The 23,739-nt window shown below is 63.1% G+C and carries 23 protein-coding genes; 8 read left to right on the plus strand and 15 right to left on the minus strand.

What is annotated here, in order from left to right:
- Nucleotides 1–117: 117 nt before the first annotated feature.
- The 3 genes from ACZ3GY_RS10820 to ACZ3GY_RS10830 all read right to left on the minus strand — a co-directional run bounded on the left by ACZ3GY_RS10820 (nucleotide 118) and on the right by ACZ3GY_RS10830 (nucleotide 2,535).
- Entirely contained in the window at nucleotides 118–495 is a 378-nt protein-coding gene (locus ACZ3GY_RS10820; RefSeq protein ID WP_465910032.1) for a VOC family protein, read from the minus strand.
- Nucleotides 496–521: 26 nt separating this feature from the next.
- Entirely contained in the window at nucleotides 522–1,526 is a 1,005-nt protein-coding gene (locus tag ACZ3GY_RS10825) for a DctP family TRAP transporter solute-binding subunit (protein WP_465910033.1), read from the minus strand.
- 91 nt (nucleotides 1,527–1,617) lie between these two features.
- Nucleotides 1,618–2,535 (minus strand): LysR family transcriptional regulator, encoded by a 918-nt coding sequence (locus tag ACZ3GY_RS10830; protein ID WP_463565252.1) that lies wholly within the window; start codon nucleotides 2,533–2,535, stop codon nucleotides 1,618–1,620.
- A gap of 178 nt (nucleotides 2,536–2,713) precedes the next feature.
- Here ACZ3GY_RS10830 and ACZ3GY_RS10835 point away from each other — a divergent pair, with 178 nt between their 5' ends.
- Both ACZ3GY_RS10835 and ACZ3GY_RS10840 read left to right on the plus strand, forming a co-directional pair.
- Nucleotides 2,714–3,919 (plus strand): CaiB/BaiF CoA transferase family protein, encoded by a 1,206-nt coding sequence (locus ACZ3GY_RS10835; protein ID WP_465910034.1) that lies wholly within the window; start codon nucleotides 2,714–2,716, stop codon nucleotides 3,917–3,919.
- Between the two features lie 211 nt (nucleotides 3,920–4,130).
- Entirely contained in the window at nucleotides 4,131–5,066 is a 936-nt protein-coding gene (locus ACZ3GY_RS10840) for a hydroxymethylglutaryl-CoA lyase (RefSeq protein ID WP_465910035.1), read from the plus strand.
- A gap of 83 nt (nucleotides 5,067–5,149) precedes the next feature.
- On the opposite strand, the gene ACZ3GY_RS10845 is transcribed toward ACZ3GY_RS10840, so the two are convergent.
- The 11 genes from ACZ3GY_RS10845 to ACZ3GY_RS10895 form a co-directional block, all read right to left on the minus strand.
- A complete protein-coding gene (locus ACZ3GY_RS10845) occupies nucleotides 5,150–6,679 on the minus strand; it encodes a DHA2 family efflux MFS transporter permease subunit (protein WP_465910036.1) in 1,530 nt (509 codons plus the stop codon).
- Nucleotide 6,680: 1 nt separating this feature from the next.
- Nucleotides 6,681–7,877 carry an HlyD family secretion protein gene (locus tag ACZ3GY_RS10850; protein WP_465910037.1) on the minus strand — a complete coding sequence of 399 codons (1,197 nt, stop codon included), beginning with the start codon at nucleotides 7,875–7,877 and terminating at the stop codon, nucleotides 6,681–6,683.
- Between the two features lie 9 nt (nucleotides 7,878–7,886).
- On the minus strand, nucleotides 7,887–9,332 hold the full coding sequence (locus ACZ3GY_RS10855) for an efflux transporter outer membrane subunit (RefSeq protein WP_465910038.1): 1,446 nt from the start codon (nucleotides 9,330–9,332) through the stop codon (nucleotides 7,887–7,889).
- Complete coding sequence (locus ACZ3GY_RS10860) at nucleotides 9,332–9,799, minus strand: MarR family winged helix-turn-helix transcriptional regulator (RefSeq protein ID WP_465910039.1); 468 nt, start codon at nucleotides 9,797–9,799, stop codon at nucleotides 9,332–9,334. Before ACZ3GY_RS10860 ends, ACZ3GY_RS10855 begins: the two co-directional genes overlap by 1 nt.
- A gap of 338 nt (nucleotides 9,800–10,137) precedes the next feature.
- Nucleotides 10,138–10,806, minus strand: a complete 669-nt coding sequence (locus ACZ3GY_RS10865) for a nitroreductase (RefSeq protein ID WP_465910041.1) — start codon at nucleotides 10,804–10,806, stop codon at nucleotides 10,138–10,140.
- Nucleotides 10,807–10,902: 96 nt separating this feature from the next.
- The gene (locus tag ACZ3GY_RS10870; RefSeq protein WP_465910042.1) at nucleotides 10,903–11,898 is read right to left on the minus strand and encodes a TRAP transporter substrate-binding protein; all 996 of its coding nucleotides are present in this window, start codon (nucleotides 11,896–11,898) and stop codon (nucleotides 10,903–10,905) included.
- Between the two features lie 121 nt (nucleotides 11,899–12,019).
- Nucleotides 12,020–12,844, minus strand: a complete 825-nt coding sequence (locus ACZ3GY_RS10875; RefSeq protein ID WP_465910043.1) for an HpcH/HpaI aldolase/citrate lyase family protein — start codon at nucleotides 12,842–12,844, stop codon at nucleotides 12,020–12,022.
- 23 nt (nucleotides 12,845–12,867) lie between these two features.
- Complete coding sequence (locus ACZ3GY_RS10880; protein WP_463566108.1) at nucleotides 12,868–14,070, minus strand: CaiB/BaiF CoA transferase family protein; 1,203 nt, start codon at nucleotides 14,068–14,070, stop codon at nucleotides 12,868–12,870.
- Between the two features lie 14 nt (nucleotides 14,071–14,084).
- A complete protein-coding gene (locus tag ACZ3GY_RS10885) occupies nucleotides 14,085–15,437 on the minus strand; it encodes an MmgE/PrpD family protein (protein ID WP_465910044.1) in 1,353 nt (450 codons plus the stop codon).
- Between the two features lie 10 nt (nucleotides 15,438–15,447).
- A complete protein-coding gene (locus ACZ3GY_RS10890) occupies nucleotides 15,448–16,611 on the minus strand; it encodes an acyl-CoA dehydrogenase family protein (protein ID WP_225833048.1) in 1,164 nt (387 codons plus the stop codon).
- A 79-nt stretch (nucleotides 16,612–16,690) separates the two neighbouring features.
- Nucleotides 16,691–17,518: an HTD2 family dehydratase gene (locus ACZ3GY_RS10895; RefSeq protein ID WP_465910045.1), complete on the minus strand. Its 828-nt coding sequence runs from the start codon at nucleotides 17,516–17,518 to the stop codon at nucleotides 16,691–16,693.
- 129 nt (nucleotides 17,519–17,647) lie between these two features.
- Between ACZ3GY_RS10895 and ACZ3GY_RS10900 the strand changes: the two genes are divergently transcribed.
- The 4 genes from ACZ3GY_RS10900 to ACZ3GY_RS10915 all read left to right on the plus strand — a co-directional run bounded on the left by ACZ3GY_RS10900 (nucleotide 17,648) and on the right by ACZ3GY_RS10915 (nucleotide 20,533).
- Complete coding sequence (locus tag ACZ3GY_RS10900) at nucleotides 17,648–18,544, plus strand: LysR substrate-binding domain-containing protein (protein WP_463565264.1); 897 nt, start codon at nucleotides 17,648–17,650, stop codon at nucleotides 18,542–18,544.
- 278 nt (nucleotides 18,545–18,822) lie between these two features.
- On the plus strand, nucleotides 18,823–19,491 hold the full coding sequence (locus tag ACZ3GY_RS10905) for a CsgG/HfaB family protein (protein ID WP_463565265.1): 669 nt from the start codon (nucleotides 18,823–18,825) through the stop codon (nucleotides 19,489–19,491).
- Between the two features lie 17 nt (nucleotides 19,492–19,508).
- Nucleotides 19,509–19,865 (plus strand): DUF4810 domain-containing protein, encoded by a 357-nt coding sequence (locus tag ACZ3GY_RS10910; RefSeq protein WP_463565266.1) that lies wholly within the window; start codon nucleotides 19,509–19,511, stop codon nucleotides 19,863–19,865.
- 5 nt (nucleotides 19,866–19,870) lie between these two features.
- On the plus strand, nucleotides 19,871–20,533 hold the full coding sequence (locus ACZ3GY_RS10915) for a DUF799 domain-containing protein (RefSeq protein WP_465910047.1): 663 nt from the start codon (nucleotides 19,871–19,873) through the stop codon (nucleotides 20,531–20,533).
- 45 nt (nucleotides 20,534–20,578) lie between these two features.
- On the opposite strand, the gene ACZ3GY_RS10920 is transcribed toward ACZ3GY_RS10915, so the two are convergent.
- Complete coding sequence (locus ACZ3GY_RS10920) at nucleotides 20,579–22,132, minus strand: sigma-54-dependent transcriptional regulator (RefSeq protein WP_463565268.1); 1,554 nt, start codon at nucleotides 22,130–22,132, stop codon at nucleotides 20,579–20,581.
- Nucleotides 22,133–22,371: 239 nt separating this feature from the next.
- On the opposite strand from ACZ3GY_RS10920, the gene phhA reads away from it, so the two are divergent.
- Nucleotides 22,372–23,157 carry a phenylalanine 4-monooxygenase gene (gene phhA / locus ACZ3GY_RS10925; RefSeq protein ID WP_465910048.1) on the plus strand — a complete coding sequence of 262 codons (786 nt, stop codon included), beginning with the start codon at nucleotides 22,372–22,374 and terminating at the stop codon, nucleotides 23,155–23,157.
- 133 nt (nucleotides 23,158–23,290) lie between these two features.
- A complete protein-coding gene (locus ACZ3GY_RS10930) occupies nucleotides 23,291–23,647 on the plus strand; it encodes a 4a-hydroxytetrahydrobiopterin dehydratase (protein ID WP_465910049.1) in 357 nt (118 codons plus the stop codon).
- Nucleotides 23,648–23,739 lie beyond the last annotated feature (92 nt).

Genomic DNA, 23,739 nt, shown 5'->3' on the forward strand with positions numbered 1-23,739 from the left:
GCTTTAGCCGCGAGCTCTTTACACCTAGCTAAGCAAAATCGAGGCTAAAGCCTCTCCCACAAAAGCTCTGCTCACCGTCCGCTAGCGCCTTCTAGCAGCCTTCAAACATCGCAAAACTCACACCTGCTCGGAGATTTCGATCAGATTCAGGTCGGGGTCGCGCAGGTACACCGAGCGGATCGGGCCCGTGGCACCAGTGCGTATCACCGGCCCCTCGATGATCGGCCAGCCGACTCGCTGCAGATGCGCAATCACCTGATCCAGGGGCTGGCTGGCAATGAAGCACAGATCCAGCGCACCCGGTACCGGCAAATGAGCTTTGGGCTCGAACTCCTGGCCACGCACGTGCAGGTTGATCTTCTGGCTGCCGAAGCAGAACGCCTTGCGACCACTGCCGAAAGTCTCCAGGCGCATGCCCAGCACCTCGACGTAGAAATGCGTGGCCGCGTCGGCGTCGGTAGCGGTCAGTACCAGATGATCCAGGTGGTCGAGCATGCCAGCCTCCTTATTCAGTCGTTTGCCTATTGCGCTGCAGCGTTAGCCGCCTGAGCGGCTTCGATCAGGTCGCTGCCGATTTTGCCTTCGTATTCTTTCCAGACGGGACGCATCACCTCACGCCACTGCTGGCGTTCTTCGTCGGTGAGCACGATCAGCTCGCGCTTGCCGTCGGCGAGTATCTGCTGCTTGTCCCGCTCGTTAAGCGCCAGCGCCTGCTTGTTCACCTCGGTAGTCACTTCATCGATGATGCTTTTGAGTTCACTGCGTATATCGTCAGGCAGGCCGTTCCAGAACTTGGCATTGGTGATCAGCATGTAATTGCCGACCGCATGGTTGGACTCGATCATGTACTGCTGCACTTCATAGTGGCGCTGGCTGTAGATGTTCGACCAGGGATTGTCGGAGGCGTTGATCACCCCGGTCTGCAGGCCCTGATAGATCTCGGCGAAGGCCATCTTGCGTGGTACGGCGCGCAGTGCACTGATCTGTGCGGCCTGCAGATCCGACGGCTGCACGCGGAACTTCATGCCCCGGGCATCGCTCGGCACATGCAGCGGTTTGTTGGCGGTGAACTGGCGCATGCCGTTGAGCCAGTAGGCCAGGCCAAGAATGCCGTTTTTCTCGAAGCTGTGCAGCAGCTCCTGGCCCTTCGGCGATTGCTCGAACCGCTGCGAAGCGGCGGCGTTGTCGAAGAGGAACATCAGGTCGAAGATCTGCACGCGCGGCTGGTACTTCTCCAGCTTCACCGGCGCGGGAGCCAGCAACTGCACATCGCCGAGCAGCAGGGCTTCCATCTCCTTGCCATCACCGAACAACGACGAGTTGGGGTACACCTCAACCCGTGCCTTGCCAGCCAAGCGCTCCTTGACCAGCTTTTGCAGCATCAACGCGCCCTGCCCCTTGGGGGTTTGATCAGAGGCTACGTGGGCGAACTTGATGACGATTTCTTCAGCCTGCACGGCAGCGCCGAAAGCCATGGCGGTGGAAAGCAGCACGCAGGACAAGCTGCGGCGAAGTACGCGGGACATGAGGCGATCTCCTGTTGTTGTTAGTTCGGAGGGTCTATGCCCTACCGGATGCCTTTGTTCATGGCGAACTCTACTGCAGCGCCAGCGAGTACTACATTCTTGATTGGCCAAGCCTGCCTTCGCCGTTGCCGAAGGCAAGATGATCGACCATCTGCCGCGCGATAAGGGACAGGTTGTCGTACTGGCGCACGCAAATGTTCAGTTCACGAATTGCCCAGGCATCTTCGATCTCCACCGCACGTACCGCCATACCCGGCAGATAGGTGCGCACCGCCTGCTCGGGGAGGATGCCGATACCCATGCCGGTGTGGATCATCCGGCAGATCGCCTCGAAGCTGCGAACCTGGATACGCACCCGCAAATGCGCACCGACCTGCTGCGCCGCCTCGCTGATCAACGTGTGCAGCGACGCTTCCTTCTGCAGGCCGATGTAGTCGTAGCCCACCGTCTCAAGCAACGTTACCCGCTCGCGCAGTGCCAAGGGGTGATCGCTCGGCACCACCAGTACCAGCCGATCACTCCGATAAGGAAACACCTGCACACCGTCGGCCTGGACGTGACCGGCGAAGATACCGATATCGGTCAAGCCTTCGCGCACAGCATGGATGATCTCGGTGCTGACGCGCTCCTCCAGGTCGATGCGGATCTGCGGATGCAGGGCGGTGAAGGCGCTGAGATCTTCGGGCAGAAAGGCGATCACCGCCGAGGTATTGGCGTGAATGCGTACATGGCCGTTGATGCCTTCGCTGAATTCGCTGAGATCAGCCTGCATGTGCTGGATATTGTCCAGCAGGTTGCGCGCGTGATGCAGCAGCGCATCGCCGGCCGGCGTCAACGCGACGCCCTTGGGCTGGCGATATAGCAAGGGCGTGCGCAGGTGCGCCTCAAGGTCGCTGATGCGTTTGCTCACCGCCGCCAGCGCCAGGTGTTCGCGCTCGGCGGCGCGGGTCAGGCTACGCTCATCGGCAATGGCCACGAACAGTTTGAGGGTCAGAAAATCCACGCGCATGGCAGACTCCGCTTCGTGATTGGCGAAAGACTCACTGCCGCGGCGGCTGCCACGGAGGGTTGGCCACACCATAGGCCTTCGTGAGACGCGAAGCCAGACTTGGCGATTGATTGATTGCGGCGATAAACGCCATGGGCGATGCTCGCCACCATCAACCCAAGTCATCGGGAATTCGCACATGTCTGCCGATTCAACCGTTTCACCCATGGCCCTGGCCGGGCTCAAGGTCATCGAGATGGGCCAACTGATCGCCGGGCCCTTCGCCAGCAAGATGCTCGGCGAATTCGGCGCCGAGGTGATCAAGATCGAACCGCCGGGTATCGGCGATCCGCTGCGCAAATGGCGCAAGATCAAGGACGGCACTTCGCTCTGGTGGCACGTACAGTCACGCAACAAGCAGTCGCTGACGCTAAACCTCAAGGAAGCTGAAGGCCAGGACATCGTCCGTCGCCTGGTCGCCGAAGCCGACATTCTGGTGGAGAACTTCCGCCCCGGCACGCTGGAGGAATGGGGCCTGGGCTGGGACGAACTGGTCAAGATCAACCCACGGCTGATCATGCTGCGCATCTCCGGCTACGGGCAGACTGGCCCCTATCGCGACCTGCCGGGCTTCGGCGTGATCGGCGAAGCCATGGGTGGCCTGCGCCACTTGTCCGGCTACCCCGGCCAGGCGCCGGTGCGGGTCGGCGTGAGCATCGGCGATTCCCTGTCGTCGCTGTATGGGGTAATCGGCGTACTGCTCGCCCTGCAGGAGCGCAACCGCAGCGGCCAGGGCCAGCAGATCGACGTCGCCCTGTACGAATCGGTGTTCGCCATGATGGAAAGCCTGGTGCCTGAATACGACGCCTTTGGCTACATTCGCGAACCAGCTGGCAGCGCTCTGCCCGGCATCACCCCCTCCAACTCCTACCCCTGCAACGACGGCAGCTACGTGCTGATTGCCGGCAATGGCGACAGCATCTACAAGCGCCTGATGAACCTGATCGGCCGCACTGATCTGGCCGACGACCCGCGCCTGGCGCAGAACGACGGGCGCAGCCAGCACGCCGAGATGATCGATGCCGCCATCGGCGAATGGACAGCCCAGCGCGGCCGCGATGAGGTGATCGAAGCGCTCAAGGGCGCTCGGGTGCCAGCGGGCTATCCCTACACCGCCGCCGATATCGTCAGCGACCCGCATTACCTGGCGCGGCAGATGATCGAGACCGTAAGCACCAGCGCCGGACCGCTGAAAGTGCCTGGGGTGCTGCCAAAACTCAGCCGCACACCGGGCCGCATCGGCGAAGGCGGCCCGCAGCTCGGTGAACACACCGATGACGTCTTGGCCGGCTTGGGCCTGAGCGACGAGCAGGTCAAGGGCCTGCGCGAGCGCGGGATCATATAAGGCTCCAATCCAGATAGTTCCCACGCTCCGCGTGGGAACTCAGCCCAGGACGCTCCGCGTCCGCACCCAAGAGCAGCCGACGCAGAGCGTCGCCAGATGCATTCCCACGCAGAGCGTGGGAACGATCAACGCGGACGGTTCGACGCCTCGACGTGAGGAACGATCAGCCGTGATACCGGTAGCCGGAACCCGACACAACCAGGACTTCCCCATGACCAAACACCTTTATATCCAGGATGTCGCCACCCGTGACGGCTTCCAGATCGAAGCGGCCTTCGTGCCGACCGAAGCCAAGATCGCCCTCATCGACAAGTTATCGAAGACCGGCCTGGCAAAGATCGAAGTAACCTCGTTCACCTCGCCCAAGGCGATTCCCAACCTGCGCGACGCCGAAGAAGTGATGCGCGGCATTCAGCGGGCCGAGGGCGTGGAGTACACCGTGCTGGTGCCCAACGTGCGCGGCTGCGAACGGGCGCTTTCGTGCCAGGTGGACGAGATCAACTTGGTGATGTCGGCCAGTGACACTCATGGCCTGGCCAACCTGCGCATGACGCCGGAGCAATCGCTGGAGCAGTTCGCCGAAATCATCGAGGTAAGCCGTGGCAGCGGCGTGTTCATCAACGCCTCGCTGTCGACCACCTTCGGCTGTCCGTTCGAGGGCGCAGTACCCGAAGCGCGAGTATACGAACTGACCCAGCGCCTGCTCGACCTTGGCGTGCAGGGCGTGACCCTGTGCGACACCACCGGCATGGCCGATCCCGCCCAGGTCGAACGCATCTGTCGCGAGTCGCTGCAGCGCTGGCCCGAGGCGGTGTTCACCGCGCATTTCCACAATACCCGGGGCATGGGCCTGGCCAACGCCCTCGCGGCGCTGAATGCAGGCATCGACCGCTTCGATGCATCCCTCGGCGGCCTCGGTGGCTGCCCTTACGCGCCAGGCGCCAGCGGCAATATCTGCACGGAAGATCTGGTGCACATGTTCCAGCGCATGGGCCTGGATACCGGCGTCGACCTCAATGCGCTGCTGACGGCGGCGGCCACTCTGCCCGAGCTGATAGGCCATGACGTACCAGGCGCGATCCTCAAGGCCGGTACTTCAGAACGCCGTTATCCGAAACCGAAATGGATGAGCGAAGCGAGCGCCTGAACTGGCGACCGTAGCCTGCGGTTGAGCGAAGCGATACCAAAGGAACTGCTCCCGGGTATCGCTTCGCTCAACACCGGGCTACTTCAATGCCCGCCGCCCGACTCCGCCGCGCCCTTGGCTGAGAACGGCGGCTTGGCTAGCCAGATGATCAGGATCAGGCCAAAGAACAGCCAGCCCATCAACGTGAAGTAATCCACGGTCGAGAGCATGTAGGCCTGACTCTCCACCACCCGATCGATCTGCAGGTAGGCCGATTGCGACGCGCCGCCGAGCAGTTCCAGATACTGGTGCGTGGCCGGGTCGTAGGGCGTGACGTGTTCGGTCAGTTGCGCGTGGTGATAAATCTCGCGGCGATGCCAGATCCAGGTGGTCAGCGACGAGGCGAAGCTGCCGCCCAGCACACGCAGGAAGGTAGCCAGACCGGAGCCATCGGCGATGTCCTTCGGCGGCAGGCTGGAGAGCAGAATGCTGGTGGTGGGCATGAAGAACAGCGCGATCCCCAGGCCCATGAACACCTGCACCTCGGCGATATGCCGATAGTCCACCTCGGTGTTGAACGAGGCCCGCATGAAGCACGACGCGCCAATCACCAGAAACGACCCGCCAGCCAGCAGGCGCAGGTCGAACTTGTGCGCGTACTTGCCCACCAGCGGCGACAGGAACAGCGGCAGGATGCCGATCGGCGCTGCCGCGAGCCCTGCCCAGATCGGCGTGTAGCCCAACTGGGTCTGCAGCCACTGCGGCAGTAGCAGGTTGATGCCGAAAAACCCGGAGTAACCGAGTACCAGCGCCAGGGTGCCGAAGGTGAAGTTGCGGTACATGAACAGGCGCAGGTTGATGATCGGATGCTGATCGGTCAGCTCCCAGATCACCAGCGCTACCAGCGAAACCACCGACACGGCAGTACCGATCTGGATGAAGGTCGACTCGAACCAGTCCAGGTCGTTGCCCTTGTCGAGCACCACCTGCAGCATACCCACGCCCAGCACCAGCAGCGCCAGACCGATGTAGTCGATGGGCTGGTGGACGATGGTCTCCGGCCGTTTGCGCAACTGCGCCCAGACCACGAAGGTGGCCAGAATGCCGATCGGTATGTTGATGAAGAAGATCCACGGCCAGCTGTAACTGTCGGTGATCCAGCCACCGGCAATCGGCCCGATGATCGGTGCGACCACCGTGACCATTGCCAGCAGCGCCAACGCCATACCTCGCTTGGCGCTGGGAAAGATCGCCAGCAGCAGCGTCTGCGCCATCGGATACAGCGGCCCGGCGACCAGCCCCTGCAGGGCGCGGAACGCCACGAGCTCAGGCATCGAACGGGCGATGCCGCAGAGAAACGAGGTGATCACGAACAGTACCACCGCGGCGAGGAACAGCTTCACCTCGCCAAAGCGCCGCGCCAGCCAGCCGGTCAGCGGCAAGGCGATGGCGTTGCACACGGCGAACGAGGTGATCACCCAGGTGCCCTGCTCCGAGCTGACGCCCAGGTTGCCGGAAATGGTCGGCAGGGCGACGTTGGCGATGGTGGTGTCGAGCACCTGCATGAAGGTCGCCAGGGAGATGCCGATGGTGGCCAGCAGCATGCTGGCCGGGCGAAAGTTGGCGTCGCTCATGTCAGCCCTGCTTCGCCTGAGTGGCGGTAGAGGCCTGTGCCGGGCCATTGGCGTGGATGATGCGCTCGATCAGCACATCGGCCTCGACCAGTGGCGCGTCATAGACGGCGGTGCTGAAGCGCGCCTCGCTCGGCGTCTGTGTCGACAGCTGTGCGCCGCTCTGGTCATGCAGATCCACGGTCACCGCGGTGGACAGGCCGATACGCAGCGGATGGCTCTGCAGTGCTTCTTCATCCAGCCGGATACGCACGGGCAGGCGCTGCACGATCTTGATCCAGTTGCCGCTGGCGTTCTGCGCCGGCAGCAGGGAGAACGCACTGCCGGTGCCTACGCCGAGGCTCTCGACGTGGCCTTGATAGGTCACTTCATCACCATACAGATCGGCTTCGACGGTCACCGGCTGGCCGATGCGCATCTCGCGCAGCTGAGTTTCCTTGAAGTTGGCGTCGATCCAGATTTCATGCAGCGGCACCACGGCCATCAGCGCGGTCCCGGGCTGAATGCGGCTACCGACCTGCACCGAACGGCGCGCCACGTAACCGCTGACCGGCGCCACCAGGGTGCTGCGGGCATTGTTGAGGAAGGCCTGGCGCAGTTGCGCGGCGGCACTTTTCACGTCCGGGTGGGAGGCGATCACGGTGTCATCAACCAACGCCTGATTGGTGTCGAGCTGCTGCTGGGCGGAGGTCAGCGCGCTCTGCGCGCTGCTCAGGGTGTCCTGGGCATGGGCCAGTTCCTCACGGGAAATCGCCCCATTACGGGCCAATGTCACACGGCGTTGGTAGTCAGCCTTGGCGCGCTGCACATCGATCTTGCGCGAAGCCACCTGGGCCTTGTAGCTGTCGACATTGCTGAACAGCCCGCGCACCTGACGCACCGTACGCGCCAGGTTGGCCTCGGCGCTCTGCTGGGCCACTTGGGTGTCGGCCGGATCCAGCCACACCAGCGGCTGACCGGCTTCGACATAGTCACCATCATCCACGGCGATGCGCGTCACCGTGCCGGTGATCTGCGGAGTGATCTGCACCAGGTTGCCGCCGACATAGGCGTCGTCGGTTTCTTCATAGAAACGGCCGTACAGCTCGTGGTAGGCGAAGATCGCCGCGCTGCATAGCACGACGATCACGCCGAGGCCCAGCAGCAGGCGTTTGCGCTTGCCCGAATTAGGGGCAGCGGGAGTGGCTTGAGATTCGGTCATGGCGAGTACTCAGCGTGCGGAAGTGGATGACGGAGCGGAAGCTTCGAAGCCACCACCCAGGGCCTGCATCAGCAACACCGATGCGTCGATACGCTCGGCACGCAGATTGGCCAGTTGACGTTCGCTCTGCAGCAGTTGTTGCTCGACGCTCAGCGCATCGAGGTAATTACCGATGCCATCGGCATAGCGCTGCATGGCGATGTCGTAGGAACTGCGGGCGATGTCACGGGCCCGTTGTTGCTGCTCGATCTGCTGTTCGAGGGAACGGATGCGGCTGATGCCATCGCCGATATCGCCCAGCGCGCCGACCAGGGTCTGGTTGTACTGCGCCACGGCCACGTCGTAATCGGCGTTGCGCCCAGCCAGCGCGGCGCGCCGGGCGCCACCGTCGAAGATCGGCAGGCTGAGAGCCGGGCCAACGCTGAAGAAGCGGCTGGCGCCACCGAACATGGCATCGCCGAGCAGCGACTTGCTGCCCGCGGCAACGCTCAGGTTGAGGTTGGGATAGAAGTCGGCCTTGCTGGCATCGATGTCGCGGGTAGCTGCCTCGACACGCCAGCGCGCGGCGACCAGATCAGGGCGACGACCGAGCAACTCGGCCGGCACGTTGGCTGGCAGGCTGACCGCCGTGGGTGCGATCAGTTGCGGCCGGGGCAGCGTGGCGCCACGATCCGGCCCCTGGCCAAGCATCACGGCCAGACGAATGCGCGCGCTGTCCACCTGCTGGGTGGCAGCGGTCAGGCTGGCTTCGGCGGCGGCTTCCAGGCTCTGGGTCTGTTGCAACTGGTATTCGCTGTCGAGGCCGGCATCGACGCGGCTGCGGGCCAGGTCGAGCATGTCGCGGCTGCGCTTGAGATCCTGCTCGGCAAGATCCTGAGTGGCGTAGGCCAGGCCGAGGTCGTTGTAGGCGCGGGTGACGTCGGCGGCCAGGGTCAGGCGCGCACCCTGGCGATCCACCTCACTGGCACGGGCACGGCCCAGCGCCGCTTCCCAGGCGGCACGCTCGCCACCCCACAGATCGAAATGGTAGCCACCCTCCAGCGACAGGCTGCGCAAGGTGCCGTAACGCCCACCCTGCCCGCTGGGGTCGTCGACCCGGGCGGAGCGTGAGCGGGTGACGTTAGCATTGGCGTCCAGGGTCGGCTGGCGCTGCGCATCGGCAGCCAGCACTGCAGCGTTGGCCTGGCGGGCACGGGCATCGGCGACCTGCAGATCCGGGTTGCTGCGCAGAGCCTCTTCGATCAGCCCACTCAACTGCGGATCGCCCAGGCGAGTCCACCAGTCACCCGCCGGCCAGGCTGCTGGCGACAGGTTTCCGGTAAAAGTCTGCCCCTGCAGGCTGGCGGCATCCAGGGTATGACCTTCGGTATGCAAGCCCTCCTGCGAGGCACAGGCGGCCAGCAGCAGAGCGCTGAAAATCAGGGTCAGTGGGGTACGCAACGGCATGGTGTTCATCATTCTCCTGGCACGTGCGGCAACGCATCGGCGGCCATCAGCATTTTTTTCAACAGGCGTTGGAATTCGTCGAGCTCGGCGCGGCTCAGGCAACCGGTCAGCTCATTGGTGGCGTCTGCGGCGATCTGCGGCACCCGCACGCCGAGAGCATTGCCCGCCTCGGTGAGCGTGAGGCGCACCTGGCGGCGATCCTCATGGCTGCGCTCGCGGGTCAGCAGGCCCTTCTGCTCCAGCCGGTCGAGCATGCGGGTCATCGCTCCGCTGTCGAGGCTGAGCAGACGAACCAGATCGGCGGGTGTGCTGGCGCGGCTCTGGCTGATCAGCAACACCACCTTGAACTGCGCAGCAGTGACGCCGTGATCCACCAGGTAGCGCTCCAGCATGCGGTCCTTGAGCTGATTGATCAGCGCAATGAGATGGCCGGGTGAGTGCTGCAGCGAGAACCGCTCGCGGTCGAAATGTGGCATCGGAAATTACCTGCCCAGGCAGTGAATGCCATGCAGATTACTGCCCAGGCAGCGAATAGCCCAATTACATTTCGTAATACTTGTTATCAATTTCAGAAATACTTTGAAATATTCAGAGGTTTTGAAAGGACTGCCTGGGGCTGTGTGGGTTCAGGGGACTTGTGGGGGGATGATGAATGCGGGGGGAGATTGGAGGGACTTGCAACAGGAGCGATTGCCCTGGGTATCGCAGGCTCAACCCAGGCTACGATCGGGTAGCCCGGCGTCGAGCGAAGCGACACCCGGGATCAGTGGCAGATGCGACTCAGCTGAGCCGCTGCGCATTTCAATGGCCGTCCTCATTCTACAAAGGTGCAGAAAGCCTCTAGGGGCAGGCGCTCGCTGACCAGCCGATTGACCGGCGCGTCGGGGTCGGCATAGCCCACCGCGATGGCGCAATGCAGCATGTGCTCGGCAGGCATCGACAGAAAACGCTCGACACTCAGGTGATAGCGCGCCCAGCAGGCCTGCGGGCAGCTGTCCAGGCCGTGCTCCTTGAGCAGCAGCATCAAGCTCTGCTGATACATGCCCAAGTCCGCCCATTGCCCCGGCCCCATGCAACGGTCGACCGAGAAGAACAGCGCACAGGGCGCCTCGAAAAAGCGGAAGTTGCGGGCGAACCAGGCCAGGCGCGCGACCCTGTCATCACGGCCGATGCCGAGCAAGGCGTACATCTGCTCGCCCACCTCGAACCGTGAGGTGCGGTAGGGCTCCTGCAGCGGCTGCGGGTACACCGGGTAATCCGCGGGATCGGGTTGTGGGTCGTCCTCCAGCCGAAGGGCGATGTACTGGCGGAAACGCTCCAGCGCCTCGTTCTGCAGCACATGGATGCGCCAAGGCTGCAGGTTGCCGCTAGATGGCGCACGGGCAGCCTGCTCGAGCAGTTCGCGCAACAACTCCGTTGCCACCGGGCGATCCAAAAAAGCGCGTGTGCTGCGCCGCTCACGCAGCGCCTGGCTGACGTTCATCCGCTCTCCTCGCTTGTGTAATGAATGCCCCATCAAAACAAAGGCCGCCTCCTGATGGAAGCGGCCTGCGGTGCTGCCTCTACACTCGCCAACCCATCACTGCGCCTGGTTGGACGCCTCGGCTGCCTTGATCAAGTCGGCGCCGATATCGCTTTCGAATTTCTTCCATACCGGGCGCATGGCTTCACGCCATTGTTCACGCTGTTCGGGGGTCAGCTCGATGATCTCGCTGGTGCCTGCCTTGACGATCGCGGCACGGGCTTCCTTGTTGAGGTCATCGGCCTGGCGGTTCACCTCGGCGGTCACCTCGACCATGACCTTGTCCAGCTCGCTTCGGACATCCTCCGGCAGGCTGTTCCAGAACTTGGTGTTGGTGATCACCATGTAATCGATCAGGCCATGGTTGGACTCGGTGAAGAACGGCTGCACTTCATGCACCTTCTGGCTGAAGTAGTTCGACCAGGTGTTCTCGGTACCGTTAACCACCCCGGTCTGCAGGCCCTGATAGACCTCAGCGAAGCTCATCTTGCGCGGCGCGGCACGCAGGGCTTTGAACTGCTCGTCGAGAACAGCTGAGGCTTGAACACGGAATTTCAGACCGCGTGCATCCTTGGGCTCGTGCATCGCCTTATTGGCCGACAGCTGCTTCAGACCATTGTGCCAATACGCCAGGCCAGTGATCCCCTTGCCTTCCATGCTGGTCAGCAGCGCCTTGCCTTCAGCGCTACCCTGGAAACGGTCGACCGCCTCCATGTTATCGAACAGGAACGGCAGGTCGAAAATCTGGATCGGCTTGGCGTAATGCTCGAACTTGGCCAGCGAAGGCGCCAGCAACTGCACGTCTCCGAGCAGCAGCGCTTCCATCTCCTTGCCATCACCGAACAGCGAGGAGTTCGGGTAAACCTCGACTTTGACCCGCCCTGGCAGGCGCTCTTCGGCCAGCTTCTTGAACAGCAGAGCACCCTGCCCCTTCGGCGTGTGATCAGCGACCACGTGGGCGAACTTGATACTAATCGGGTCGGCGGCATGTGAGACGCCGGCGATAGAAACGGCAACAGCGCAGACCAGCGCCTTGAGAGAAAGCTTGAGCATTGAGTGACCTCATCTTGTTTTTGTTGGTAGGTAGAACTCTGTTTACAACCGCAACTGCTTTGGCGGAATTCAGCATTGTGCAAAGGCGCATTCGGCATCGCCGAACGCTGGCCTGAAAACGCTAGCCGGACGAGCCGGCATGCTCGACGATGCGTCTTGCCCGGCCGACCACCGGTGCGTCGACCATCTGCCCATCGACCACGAAAACACCGTCGCCACCCTCGCCGGCCTGCAGCACCCGGCGCGCCCAGGCCAGTTCCTCGGCCGAAGGCGCCAGCGCCCGATGTACCACGGCGATCTGGCTGGGATGGATGCACAGCAGCCCACCAAAACCCATGTCGCGAGCATCGCGGCTGGCGCGGTCGAGGCCTACCTGATCCTGAATCGCCGGGAACACGCTATCCAGCGGCGCGGCCAGCCCAGCCAGGCGGCTGTGCAGCAGAATCGTGTAACGGGCCTGATCGAGAATGCGCTCGGCCGCCGCCGTGCCGCTGTTCAGGCCCAGATCGAGCCCCAGATCCAGGCCGCCGAACGACAGCCGCTCGACACCTGACGCAGCGGCGATGGCTGGCAGATCATGCAGACCACGGGCACTTTCGATGATCGGCCATACCGGTTTGCCCGCGTCGGCGACACGCGCTACCTGCGCTGCGCTTTCCACCTTGGGCAGCAGCACGCCGACAACGCCGCGATGGCGACGGCACAGCGCGATATCCTCGGCATGACCAGGGTGTTCGGGCGAATTGATGCGCACCAGCAGACGCGCCTCGGGATTGTCGCTCAGGAAGCTGTCCAGGTTGCCTCGGGCCTCGACCTTGAGGCTTTCCTGCACGGCATCTTCGAGGTCGACGATCACCACATCAGCGCCACTGGCCAACGCCTTGGGAATCCGCTCGGGCCGCGAAGCGGGAACGAACAGTGCGGAACGAACTATCTGTGCGGTCATTGCATCGATCCTTTTCAACAGTTCTAGATCGCGCCCTGCTGGCGCAGACGCTGGACATCCGTCGTGGCATAACCCAGCTCTGCCAACAAGGCTTCGGTGTGCTCGCCCAACGCGGGCACTGCATCCATTCGCGGCGTGAAGGCGCTGTTGCTACCGGGTGGCAGCAGCGCGGGCAGGCTGCCTGCCGGGCTGTCCACCTGGCGCCAGCGGTCGCGGGCCTTGAGCTGCGGGTGGGCCCAAACACCGGCCATGTCATTGACGTGGGCGTTGGCGATCTGCGCCTGTTCCAGCCGTTCGATCACCTGTTCGGCACTGAGCACGGCGAAGGTGCCAACGATGATCGAGCGCAGTGCCTCACGATTGGCCGAACGCCTGGAGTTCGCCGAGAAACGCTCATCGGTCGCCAGTTCAGGCTGCAGCAGCACCCGCTCGCAGAACGCCTGCCATTCGCGCTCGTTCTGCAGGCCGAGCATCACCGTGCCGCCGTCGCCAGCGGGGAATGGGCCGTAGGGATAGATGGTCGAGTGGGCGGCCCCGGCACGTGGCGGCGGCGTGGCACCGTCGTACGCGTAATACAGGGGATAACCCATCCACTCGACCAGGCTCTCGAGCATGCTCACATCGATGCGGCTGCCCAGACCGGTTCTGCCACGCAGCAGCAGAGCGGTAAGAATGTTGCTGTAGGCATACATGCCGGCGGCGATATCGGCGATGGAGCAGCCGGCCTTGGCCAATTGATCGTCGCCTGCCCCGCCGGTGACCGACAGGAAGCCGCCCTCGCTCTGGATCAGCAGGTCGTAGGCCTTCTTCTTCTCATAGCTGCCGCCTTCGCCGTAACCGGAGATGTCGCAGACGATCAGCTTCGGGAAGCGCGCATGCAGCGCCTCGAACGACAGCCCCATGCGCGCCGCCGCGCCCGGTGCGAGGTTCTGTACCAGCACGTCGGCCTTTTCCAGCAAGCTGTCGAGCACCTCGCTGGCGTCGTCCTGTTTGAGGTCGAGGGTCAGGCTTTCCTTGGAACGGTTGGTCCACACGAAATGCGACGCCAGGCCATTGACCCGCTCGTCGTAACCGCGCGCGAAATCGCCACTGCCGGGGCGCTCGACCTTGATCACCCGAGCGCCCATGTCGGCGAGCTGACGAGTGCAGAACGGCGCCGCGATGGCATGTTCCAGACTGACCACGGTGATGCCATCGAGCGGACGCGGTTGTTGTACGTCGTTCATATCCGTTTCCTCGCTCAGGCCAGGTTGCTCAGATCATTGGTGTCACGCAGGCGCCAGACCTTGGCGATCAGCTCGCCGGCATCAGCGCTGCTGCGCTTGCCGGCGAATGCCAGCAGGCGGCGGAACTTGTCTTCCAGCTCACTGCGGCTGAGGGTGTTGCCCGGATCGCCCTTGGGCTCGTCAATGGCGCCGCGCAAGGTGCGGCCGTCGGTGGTAACCACCTCGACCCGACCCAGCCAGCGCGCCGGATAGGCGCCATCCACCTCGGGGTCGAGGCGCATGCTGACCTTATCCCTGAATTCGCTGACGTCAGCATCGCTGAGCGACAGGTTCTCGAACTCGGTGAGCTGCGCCTTGCCATGCACGGCGATCAGGCCCAGCACGGTGCCCATGGAAAACTTGGCCTGGTGCACGGTCTGCGGCACCACCACACGCCCCAGCACATCGATGGCGCCCTGGTGCACATGGGTGATCACCTGGGCGATGTCGCCATGTCGCAGGCCTTCGCGCTGCATCAGATCCAGCAGCGCATCGGCAGCCGGGTGGGTGTGGCGGCAGGAGGCGTGGAACTTGAACGAGGTTTCTGCCAGCGCCCAGCGGCTGCCGAGACGATCCGACAGTTTGCTCGGGTAGGCATCGCTGGACATCCCGGCGGCCATGCCCTGCTCGCCCTCGAGAATGTTCTGTGCGCCGGTCAGGCCCTGATCGGTGAAATACGCGGCCAGCAAGCCATCGGCAGCAGCCTTGGCGGTGTGCAGTTGCTTGGAGTCGGCGGCGTCGCGCAGGAACTCCCAGAGCCCGGCGGCCTGGGTGCCGGCATTGCCGAGCAGGTGAACGAACTGCTGTTTGTCGAAGTTCAGCAGCTTGCCCACCGCCACGGCAGCGGCCAGGGTGCCGACCGTGGCCGTGGTGTGGAAGATGCGGTAATGGGAGCGACCAAGGAACTCACCGATGCGAATGCCCGCCTCGTAGCCGGCCACCGAGGCCAGCAACAGCTCGCGGCCGGACTTGCCCAGATCCTGCGCCGCTGCCAGGGCCGCCGGGAATACCACGGTGGCCGGGTGCAGCACCGAACTGTTGTGCAAATCATCCTGCTCGACCAGATGGGAAGACGCGCCATTGACCAGCGCCGCGAAGTACGCCGAAGTGCCGCGACCATTGACCAGAATGCGCGCAGGGCCATCGGTCGGGCCCATCTTTTGCGCGTAGGCTTCGAACAGCGGAATCGGCCGCGCGCCTTCACTGGCCAGTGCCGAACCGAGCCAGTCGAGGAAGAGGTCTTCGGTACGATCCAGCACCTGCGCGGGGATCTGCTCGTAACGGAGGTCGGCTAGAAATTCAGCGAGCTGCTGAGTATGGGTGCTCATGGCAAGCTCCTTAAAAACTACGCGGCAGCTCGAGCAAATGCTCGGCCACGTAGGACATGATCAGGTTGGTAGAGATCGGCGCTACCTGATACAGGCGGGTTTCGCGGAACTTGCGCTCGACGTCGTATTCATTGGCGAAGCCGAAGCCGCCATGGGTCTGCAGGCAGGCGTTGGCCGCCGCCCAGGAGGCTTCCGCCGCCAGGTACTTGGCCATGTTGGCGCTGGCCCCGGCGTTCTCGCCCCGGTCGTACTGTTCGCAGGCGCGCCAGCGCATCAGGTCGGCGGCCTCCACTTCGATATGCGCCTTGGCAATGGGGAACTGCACGCCCTGGTTCTGGCCAATCGGGCGGCCGAAGACCACGCGATCACGGGCGTAGGCACTGGCTTTTTCGATGAACCAGCGACCATCACCGATGCACTCGGCAGCGATCAGCGTGCGCTCCGCATTCAGGCCGTCGAGGATGTAGCGAAAGCCCTTGCCCTCCTCACCGATCAAACTGCTGGCAGGGATTTCCAGGTTGTCGAAGAACAGCTCGTTGGTCTCGTGGTTGACCATGTTGGCGATTGGCTGCACGGTCAGGCCGTTGCCGATGGCGTCGCGCAGGTCGACCAGGAAGATCGACATGCCTTCGGATTTCTTCTTCACCTCGGCGAGCGGCGTGGTGCGCGCCAGCAGGATCATCAGGTCGGAATGCTGAATGCGCGAGATCCACACCTTCTGGCCGTTGATCACGTACTTGTCGCCCTGGCGCACGGCGGTGGTCTTGATCTTGGTGGTGTCGGTGCCGGTGGTGGGCTCGGTCACGCCCATGGACTGCAGGCGCAGCTCACCGCTGGCCAGCTTCGGCAGGTAGTAGTTTTTCTGCTCGTCACTGCCGTGACGCAACAGGGTGAACATGTTGTACATCTGCCCGTGCACCGTGCCGGAGTTACCGCCGCAACGATTCACTTCCTCGAGAATCACCGAGGCTTCGGCCAGGCCCAGGCCAGAGCCGCCGTATTGTTCCGGGATCATCGCCGACAGCCAGCCGGCTTCGGTCATGGCCGCCACGAAGGCTTCCGGAAAGCCCTTCTCTTCATCGATCTTGCGCCAGTACTCGGCAGGGAACTCGGCACACAGGCCGCGTACGCCTTCGCGGATGAAATTCAGTTCTTCGTTCTGTTCCGGGGTCATCTTGATTCCTCGATTCTTGTTGTTGTCGCGGCCGATATGGGTGGATCGGTGATGCGCGATCCACCCTAGGCAGGTGCAATCATTCGAATTCCACGTCGGCCTGCTGGGCCATGCCGGCTTCGTTGCCAGCCCACAACTGCGCCTTGCCCGGCGCGCTGATGCGCCCAGCCACCTCGAAGGGCTGCGGCGCGACCAGCGGGCGCAGGCCGCGATAGGCGAAGCGACGAAGGCGGGTCTGTGGGTTGGCGCGGCAGAACGCGCGCAGGTTCAGGGTGGCGATCAGCGGGCCATGCACCACCAGCCCGGCATAGCCTTCGGTGTCGGTGACATAGGGCCAGTCGTAATGAATGCGATGACCGTTGAAGGTCACCGCGCTATAACGGAACAGCAGCGTCGGGCTGGGCACCACGCCTTCGCGCCAATCACCGTTCGGCAGCGCCTCGCCTGCGCCGCTCTTGGGCGGGCTAGGTTCGCGGTAGACGATGTCCTGCTCTTCGCGGATCGCCAGTTCACCGTCCTGCAGGTAGTCATGCTGCACGGTGACGAACAGCAGCGCGCCAGTGCGACCGTGTTTTTCTTCGATGTGCTTGATGGTCGACACACGGGTGGCTTCCCCGCCGACCCGCAGCGCGGCGATGAACTCGACGCGACCGCCCGCCCACATGCGGTTGCGATTGTCGGCTGGCGGCAGGAAGCCACCGCGTGCCGGGTGACCGTCACCACCTAGGCCGCTTTCGGCGATGGGGTCTTGAAAGAACGCCCAGTGCCAGAGTGGCGGCAGCGCCTCGCCGTGAGCGGGTGTGTCTTCGCCCAGGGTCGCGGCGATGCGCTTGACCAGGTTGCGGCTCAGTTCATCGTGGGATTCTTCAGTGCGGCCGATCCAGGCGGAAAAAGCAGAGTCGGTCATGGTGGGTTCCAGCTGTCTTTTTTATGTGCGACCAGCATGCAATCCACTTATCGTTCTGTGAATTTGCATTTGCATAAACCGGCGTTCGGTTATGCTGAACACCGCTTCCGCTGCCTGAACAGGATCACCATGCACTTCGATCTGCCGGATTTGCGCCTTTTCATCCATATCGCCGAGTCGCCCAGCCTGACCCAGGGCGCACGGCGCGCCTCACTGTCGCCCGCCGCAGCCAGCGCGCGCATCAAGGCGTTGGAAGGCCAGCTCGACACTCGTCTGCTGTACCGCGACAGCCGTGGCGTGGAGCTGACACCCTCCGGCCAGCGCCTGCTGCAGCACGCGCGGTTGATCATGCGCCAGGTCGATTACCTGAAAAGCGAGTTCACCGAATACGGCAGTGATTCGGCCGGGCATATCCGCATCTTCGCCAACACCACTGCAGTGACCGAGTTCCTGCCCGAAGTACTGGCTGGCTTCCTTGCCGAGCGCCCCGGCGTGACGGTGGATCTGCAGGAGCGCCTGAGCCGCGATATCGTCCGCGGCGTGCTCGATGGCGGCGCCGACCTGGGCATCATCGCAGGGCCGGTGGAAGCCGCTGGCCTGCAGGTGCTGCATTTCAGCACCGACCGCCTGGTGCTTGTAGTGCCCGACAATCACCCCCTGGCAGGCCGCGATCAGGTCAGCCTGCGCGACACCCTGCAGTACCAGCACATCGGCCTGCACGACGGCAGCACGCTGCTGACCTTCTTGCGTGAACACGTGGAAACCCTGGGCGGCACGCTATCGCTGCGCATCCAGATGTCCAGCTTCGAAGCCATCTGCCGCATGGTGGAAGCCAACGTCGGCATCGGCATCATCCCCGAGTCCGCTGCCAGCCGACACCGTCGCACCATGAAGCTGCACACCATCGAGCTGAACGAGGCCTGGGCCGTGCGCGAACGCAGCATGCTGGTACGCGACCTCGAAGCCCTGCCGGGCAGCGTGCGTGCGTTGATCGCCACGTTGCTGCCGGAGACTGCAACCACCTAAACCGCCCGTGGTAAACATCACGCAGCGAACGGCGGCGCCAAGAAGCGAAGCTCATCACACCGGTGATCGGCATAGCTGGCAAAATGCCTTGACCACCAATAGAATCGCGGCCGCAGGAAGCACTCCGCACCCATATCTGGGTTAGCGTCATGGATCGACTCATAAAATGGTTCGCGCAGCCGTCGCGAATTCGTCCCATGCGTTATTACTCGTGAAAGTGTTCGGCAGCTTCCTGTCCGTTACAGGCTTTGCCCTGCCCATTTTTTCACGAGATTCGTATGAACAAGATCATCACCGCCAGCCTTGCAGGCATGCTCGTGCTGCTCGCCGGTTGCGCCACCGAAAGCTCGCGCACCCTGGAAGTCGCCAAGGTCAACACTGCCACCAGCCAGTACAACGGCCCGCGCAGCCCGATCGCCGTCGGCAAGTTCGATAACCGTTCCAGCTATCTGCGCGGCATTTTCAGCGACAGCGTCGACCGCCTTGGCGGGCAGGCCAAAACCATCCTGATCACCCACCTGCAGCAGTCGAACCGCTTCAATGTGCTCGACCGCGACAACCTGGCAGAGCTGCAGCAGGAGTCGGGTTTCTCCAAACAGGCTCAACAGGTGAAAGGCGCCAACTTCGTGGTCACCGGTGACGTCACCGAATTCGGCCGCAAGGAAGTCGGCGACCACCAGCTGTTCGGTATTCTCGGCCGCGGCAAACAGCAGATCGCCTATGCCAAGGTGAACCTCAATATCGTCGACGTCACCACTTCCGAAGTGGTCTATTCCACCCAGGGCGCCGGCGAGTACAGCCTGTCGAACCGTGAAGTCATCGGCTTCGGCGGCACCGCCAGTTACGACTCGACGCTCAATGGCAAGGTACTCGACCTGGCGATTCGTGAAGCCGTGAACAACCTGGTCAGCGGTGTCGACAGCGGCGCCTGGCGCCCGGTCAAGTGAGCGCGGAGAACTCGACCATGAAACTCGCCCGTACTCCCCTTCTGCTGGCAGCCCTGCTCGCCGTTGCAACGCTGGGCGGCTGCGCCCAGCAGCCCAAATCGCTGTACTACTGGGATGGCTATCAGCAGCAGGTTTATCAGCGCTTCGAGAACACCACCGGCCCCGAAGAGCAAATTGCCGCCCTTGAAGCCAGCGTGCAGAAAGCCCGCGCGGCGGATCGCACTCTGCCGCCAGGCTTCCATGCCCATCTCGGCATGCTGTACGCGGAGATTGGCAAGCCCGATCAGGTGCGCCAGCAGTTCGAAACCGAGAAGGCCCTGTTCCCCGAGTCCGCTCAGTACATGGACTTCCTGATGCGCAATATCGCCAAGTGATCGACATGTCTCTACTGAACTCAATCAGAACACTCGCGGCGCTGGCCGTGCTCGCGCTGCTGGCCGGCTGCGCCACCAAGCAGCCCTATGACTACAGCGCCTTCAAGGAAAGTAGCCCGGCCTCCATTCTGGTACTGCCTCCGGTCAACAAATCGCCGGATATCAAAGCGTCCTTCAGCGTCTACTCGCTGATCACCGCGCCTTTGAGCGAGGCCGGTTACTACGTGTTGCCAGTGGCGGTGGTCAACGAGACATTCAAGCAGAACGGCATGCTCAACGCCGAGGAAATCCGCGAAGTCTCGCCGCAGAAGCTGTACGAAATTTTCGGCGCCGACACGGTGCTGTACATCGACGTGACCGAGTACGGTAGCAGCTACAAGGTGATCAGCAGCGAAGTGGCAGTTGCCGCCAGCGCTACGCTGGTCGACCTGCGCACCGGCAAGGAACTGTGGAAAGGCATCGCCCGCGCCAGCACTGCGGAGCAACAGCAGAACAGCGGCGGCGGCCTTGCGGGCATCCTCATCACCGCGCTGGTCAATCAGGTGATGAACAGCCTGAATGATCGTGGCCATGAGATCGCAGGCATCACCAGCTCTCGCCTGCTGAGCAGCAATGCGGTCAACGGCATTCTGCCTGGCCCGCGCGCGCGGCCCGTCAGCGCTCGCTGAAGCCCGCCAGACGAGCCCGGATCACCGGGCTCATTTTATTTCTGCCTACTCCTTGCCCACCCCATGCTCCCGCAACTTGTTGGCGATGGTGGTGTGGGACACGCCCAGGCGTTTGCCGAGCAAGCGGCTGCTCGGAAATTCACCGTGCAGGCGCTCCAATACGGCTTTCTCGAAACGCCCGACGATGGCGTCCAACCCACCTTCCAGCGAGAAGTCACCCAGCGGCTGCGCCGCGCCATAACCTGGCAGGCGAATGTGCTCGGGCTTGACCATCGCGCCCTCGCACAGCGATACCGCCTGAAATAGCACGTTCTCCAGTTGTCGGACGTTGCCCGGCCAGTGGTAGCGCCCCAGCTTGTCCAGCGCGGCAGGTGCCAGGCCGGGCAGCGGGCAGCCGATCTGCCGGCTGGCGCGGTCGAGAAAATGCTCGGCCAAAGGCTGCAGGCCGTCGAGGCATTCACGTAGCGGCGGGATGTGCAGGCTGAGCACGTTGAGCCGGTGATAGAGGTCTTCGCGAAACTCGCCACGGGCGCAGAGTTCGGACAGATCGACCTGGGTGGCGCAGGTCACCCGCACATCCAGGTACACCTCCTCGTCACTGCCGACGCGGCGGAAGCAGCCGTCCTGCAGAAAGCGCAGCAGCTTGGCCTGCAGGCGCGGGCTCATCTCGCCGACACCATCGAGAAACAGGGTGCCACCCGCCGTCAGCTCCAGCAGGCCCAGCTTGCCTTCGGCGCGAGCGCCCTCGAAGGCGCCGGGGCCGTAGCCGAACAGCTCGGTCTCGGCCATCGACTCCGGCAGGCCGGCACAGTTGAGCGCCATGAACGGCGATTGGCCCCGCGGACTGGCCAGGTGACAGGCGCGAGCCAGCAGCTCCTTGCCGGTACCGGTTTCGCCCTCGATCAACAGCGGTGCATCCAGCGGCGCCATGCGCCGCGCCTCACGCACCACGGCCGCCATCACTCTGGAACTCTGGAAGATGCTGTCGAAACCGCGCAGTTCCTGCTTGCGCACCTGGTAGATCCGCTCACCAACGCGGTCGGCACGGTGCAAGGTCAGCACCGCGCCGGCCATGGCCTCGCTATCGTCGTGCTCGCTTTGCAGCGGTGCGATGTCGGCGAGAAACACGTCACCGCAGACCTTGACCCGCAGGCCATTGATACGCGAGCGATTGGCCCGCACCAGCTCCGGCAGGTCGAAATCCTCGGCGTAGCGCGACAGTGGGATACCCGGCACCTCGTCCACCCGCACGCCGAGCAACTGAGCAGCAGCACGGTTGGCGGCGACGATGCTGCCGCCCATGTCGACGGACAGCACCGGAAACTCCAGGGCGCCAAGCAAGGCGTTGAGTTCCAGATGGCGACGCTCACTGGGCATCAGGCCCACGCGCTTGACGCCGAACACGCCGGTGATGGCCTCGAACTTGGCGCGCAGGGCCTGGAACTGCAGATTGATCAGGTTCGGGCAATGCAGGTAGATGGCGTTGCCCTGCTCACCGCCGACCTCGCCGCGTGCGACGTTGATGCCATAGTCGACCAGCAGTTCGAGGATGTCGCGCAGGATACCAACACGGTTCTGGCAATGGATCTTGATACGCATGACGGCCGCTCTTGTTATTTTCGTCAAGGTTTCTTGCCAGTCTAATGGATCTGCTCGAGCCTACGACAAGGGTTTGCACGAAACGTAATCCTTTCTTTACGAAAACCTCGGTCATGGCCCTCAGGCAGGTCGCATACGCCCCTCGCGCAACCCTCAGCCTGCGCCATGCTTACGACGGGCAACGCACCGCAGGGTGGGTAAGCCATGACCAGATCGGGTTGTGCGAGGGAGATCACCAGATGAAAGCCAGCCAGTACGTCGCCAGGCAGTCTGACGCGAGCGGCTTTATCCACTATGACGAGGTCGAGCACCGCACCTGGCAGACGCTGATCAAGCGCCAGCTCGCGGTGATCGAGTCACGAGCCTGCCAGCCCTATCTCGATGGCCTCGACAGGCTCGCCCTGCCCCATGATCGAATTCCGCAACTGCCTGACATCAACCGTGTACTACGCGCCGCGACCGGCTGGCAGGTGGCACAGGTACCGGCGCTGATTCCCTTTCAACGCTTCTTCGAACTGCTCGCCAATCAGCAATTTCCAGTGGCTACCTTCATTCGTACCGAAGCGGAGCTGGACTACCTGCAGGAGCCGGACATCTTCCACGAGATATTCGGCCACTGCCCCTTGCTTACCAACCCGTGGTTCGCCGAATTCACTCACACCTACGGTCGCCTGGGTCTGGCCGCCAGCCCCCAGGAGCGGGTGTTTCTCGCCCGCCTGTACTGGATGACCATCGAGTTCGGGCTGGTGGATACCCCGGCGGGCAAACGCATCTACGGCGGCGGAATTCTCTCCTCACCCAAGGAGGCGGTGTACTGTCTGTCCGCAGAGCCCGAACACCTGCCGTTCGATCCTGTCGAAACCATGCGTACGCCCTACCGCATCGACATCCTGCAGCCGCTGTATTTCGTGCTGCCGGATCTGCAACGGCTGTTCGCTCTGGCCCAGGAAGACATCATGGGCCATGTTCAGGAGGCGATGCGCCTGGGCCTGCACGAACCGAAGTTTCCGCCCAAGGCGGCTTGATGGGGCAGATAACAATTTGGATCGTAGGAGCCCGCTTGCGGGCGATGATTGACGGTAGAGCGATCGCCCACAAGCGGGCTCCTACACGATGTTCAATTCGCATAGTCCTGACTACATATCAGCGGAGCCATTTATGACCGATCTATCCAAAGCCACCTGCGAAGCCTGCAGCGCCGATGCGCCCAAGGTTAGCGAAGCCGAACTGGCGGAGCTGCTGCGGCAGATTCCCGAATGGAACATCGAGGTTCGCGATGGAGTGATGCAGCTCGAAAGGGCCTACGAATTCCGCACCTTCAAACATGCACTGGCCTTCACCAATGCAGTGGGTGAAATCGCCGAAACAGAGAATCATCACCCTGCCCTGCTGACCGAATGGGGCAAGGTCACCGTGACCTGGTGGAGCCACTCGATCAAGGGCCTGCACCGCAACGATTTCATCATGGCGGCGCGCACCGACGAGTTGGCCAAGGGCGCCGATGGGCGCAAATGAAATGCCCCGTAAACGGGAAAAAGTCGCTCCTTCGCGCACCGCGCTGGTGCCTTTCACTCCCCAGAAAAACACAAAGACCGTTCGTCGGCAAA

It is taken from the genome of Pseudomonas sp. PME37.24/006 (genome assembly GCF_055556635.1).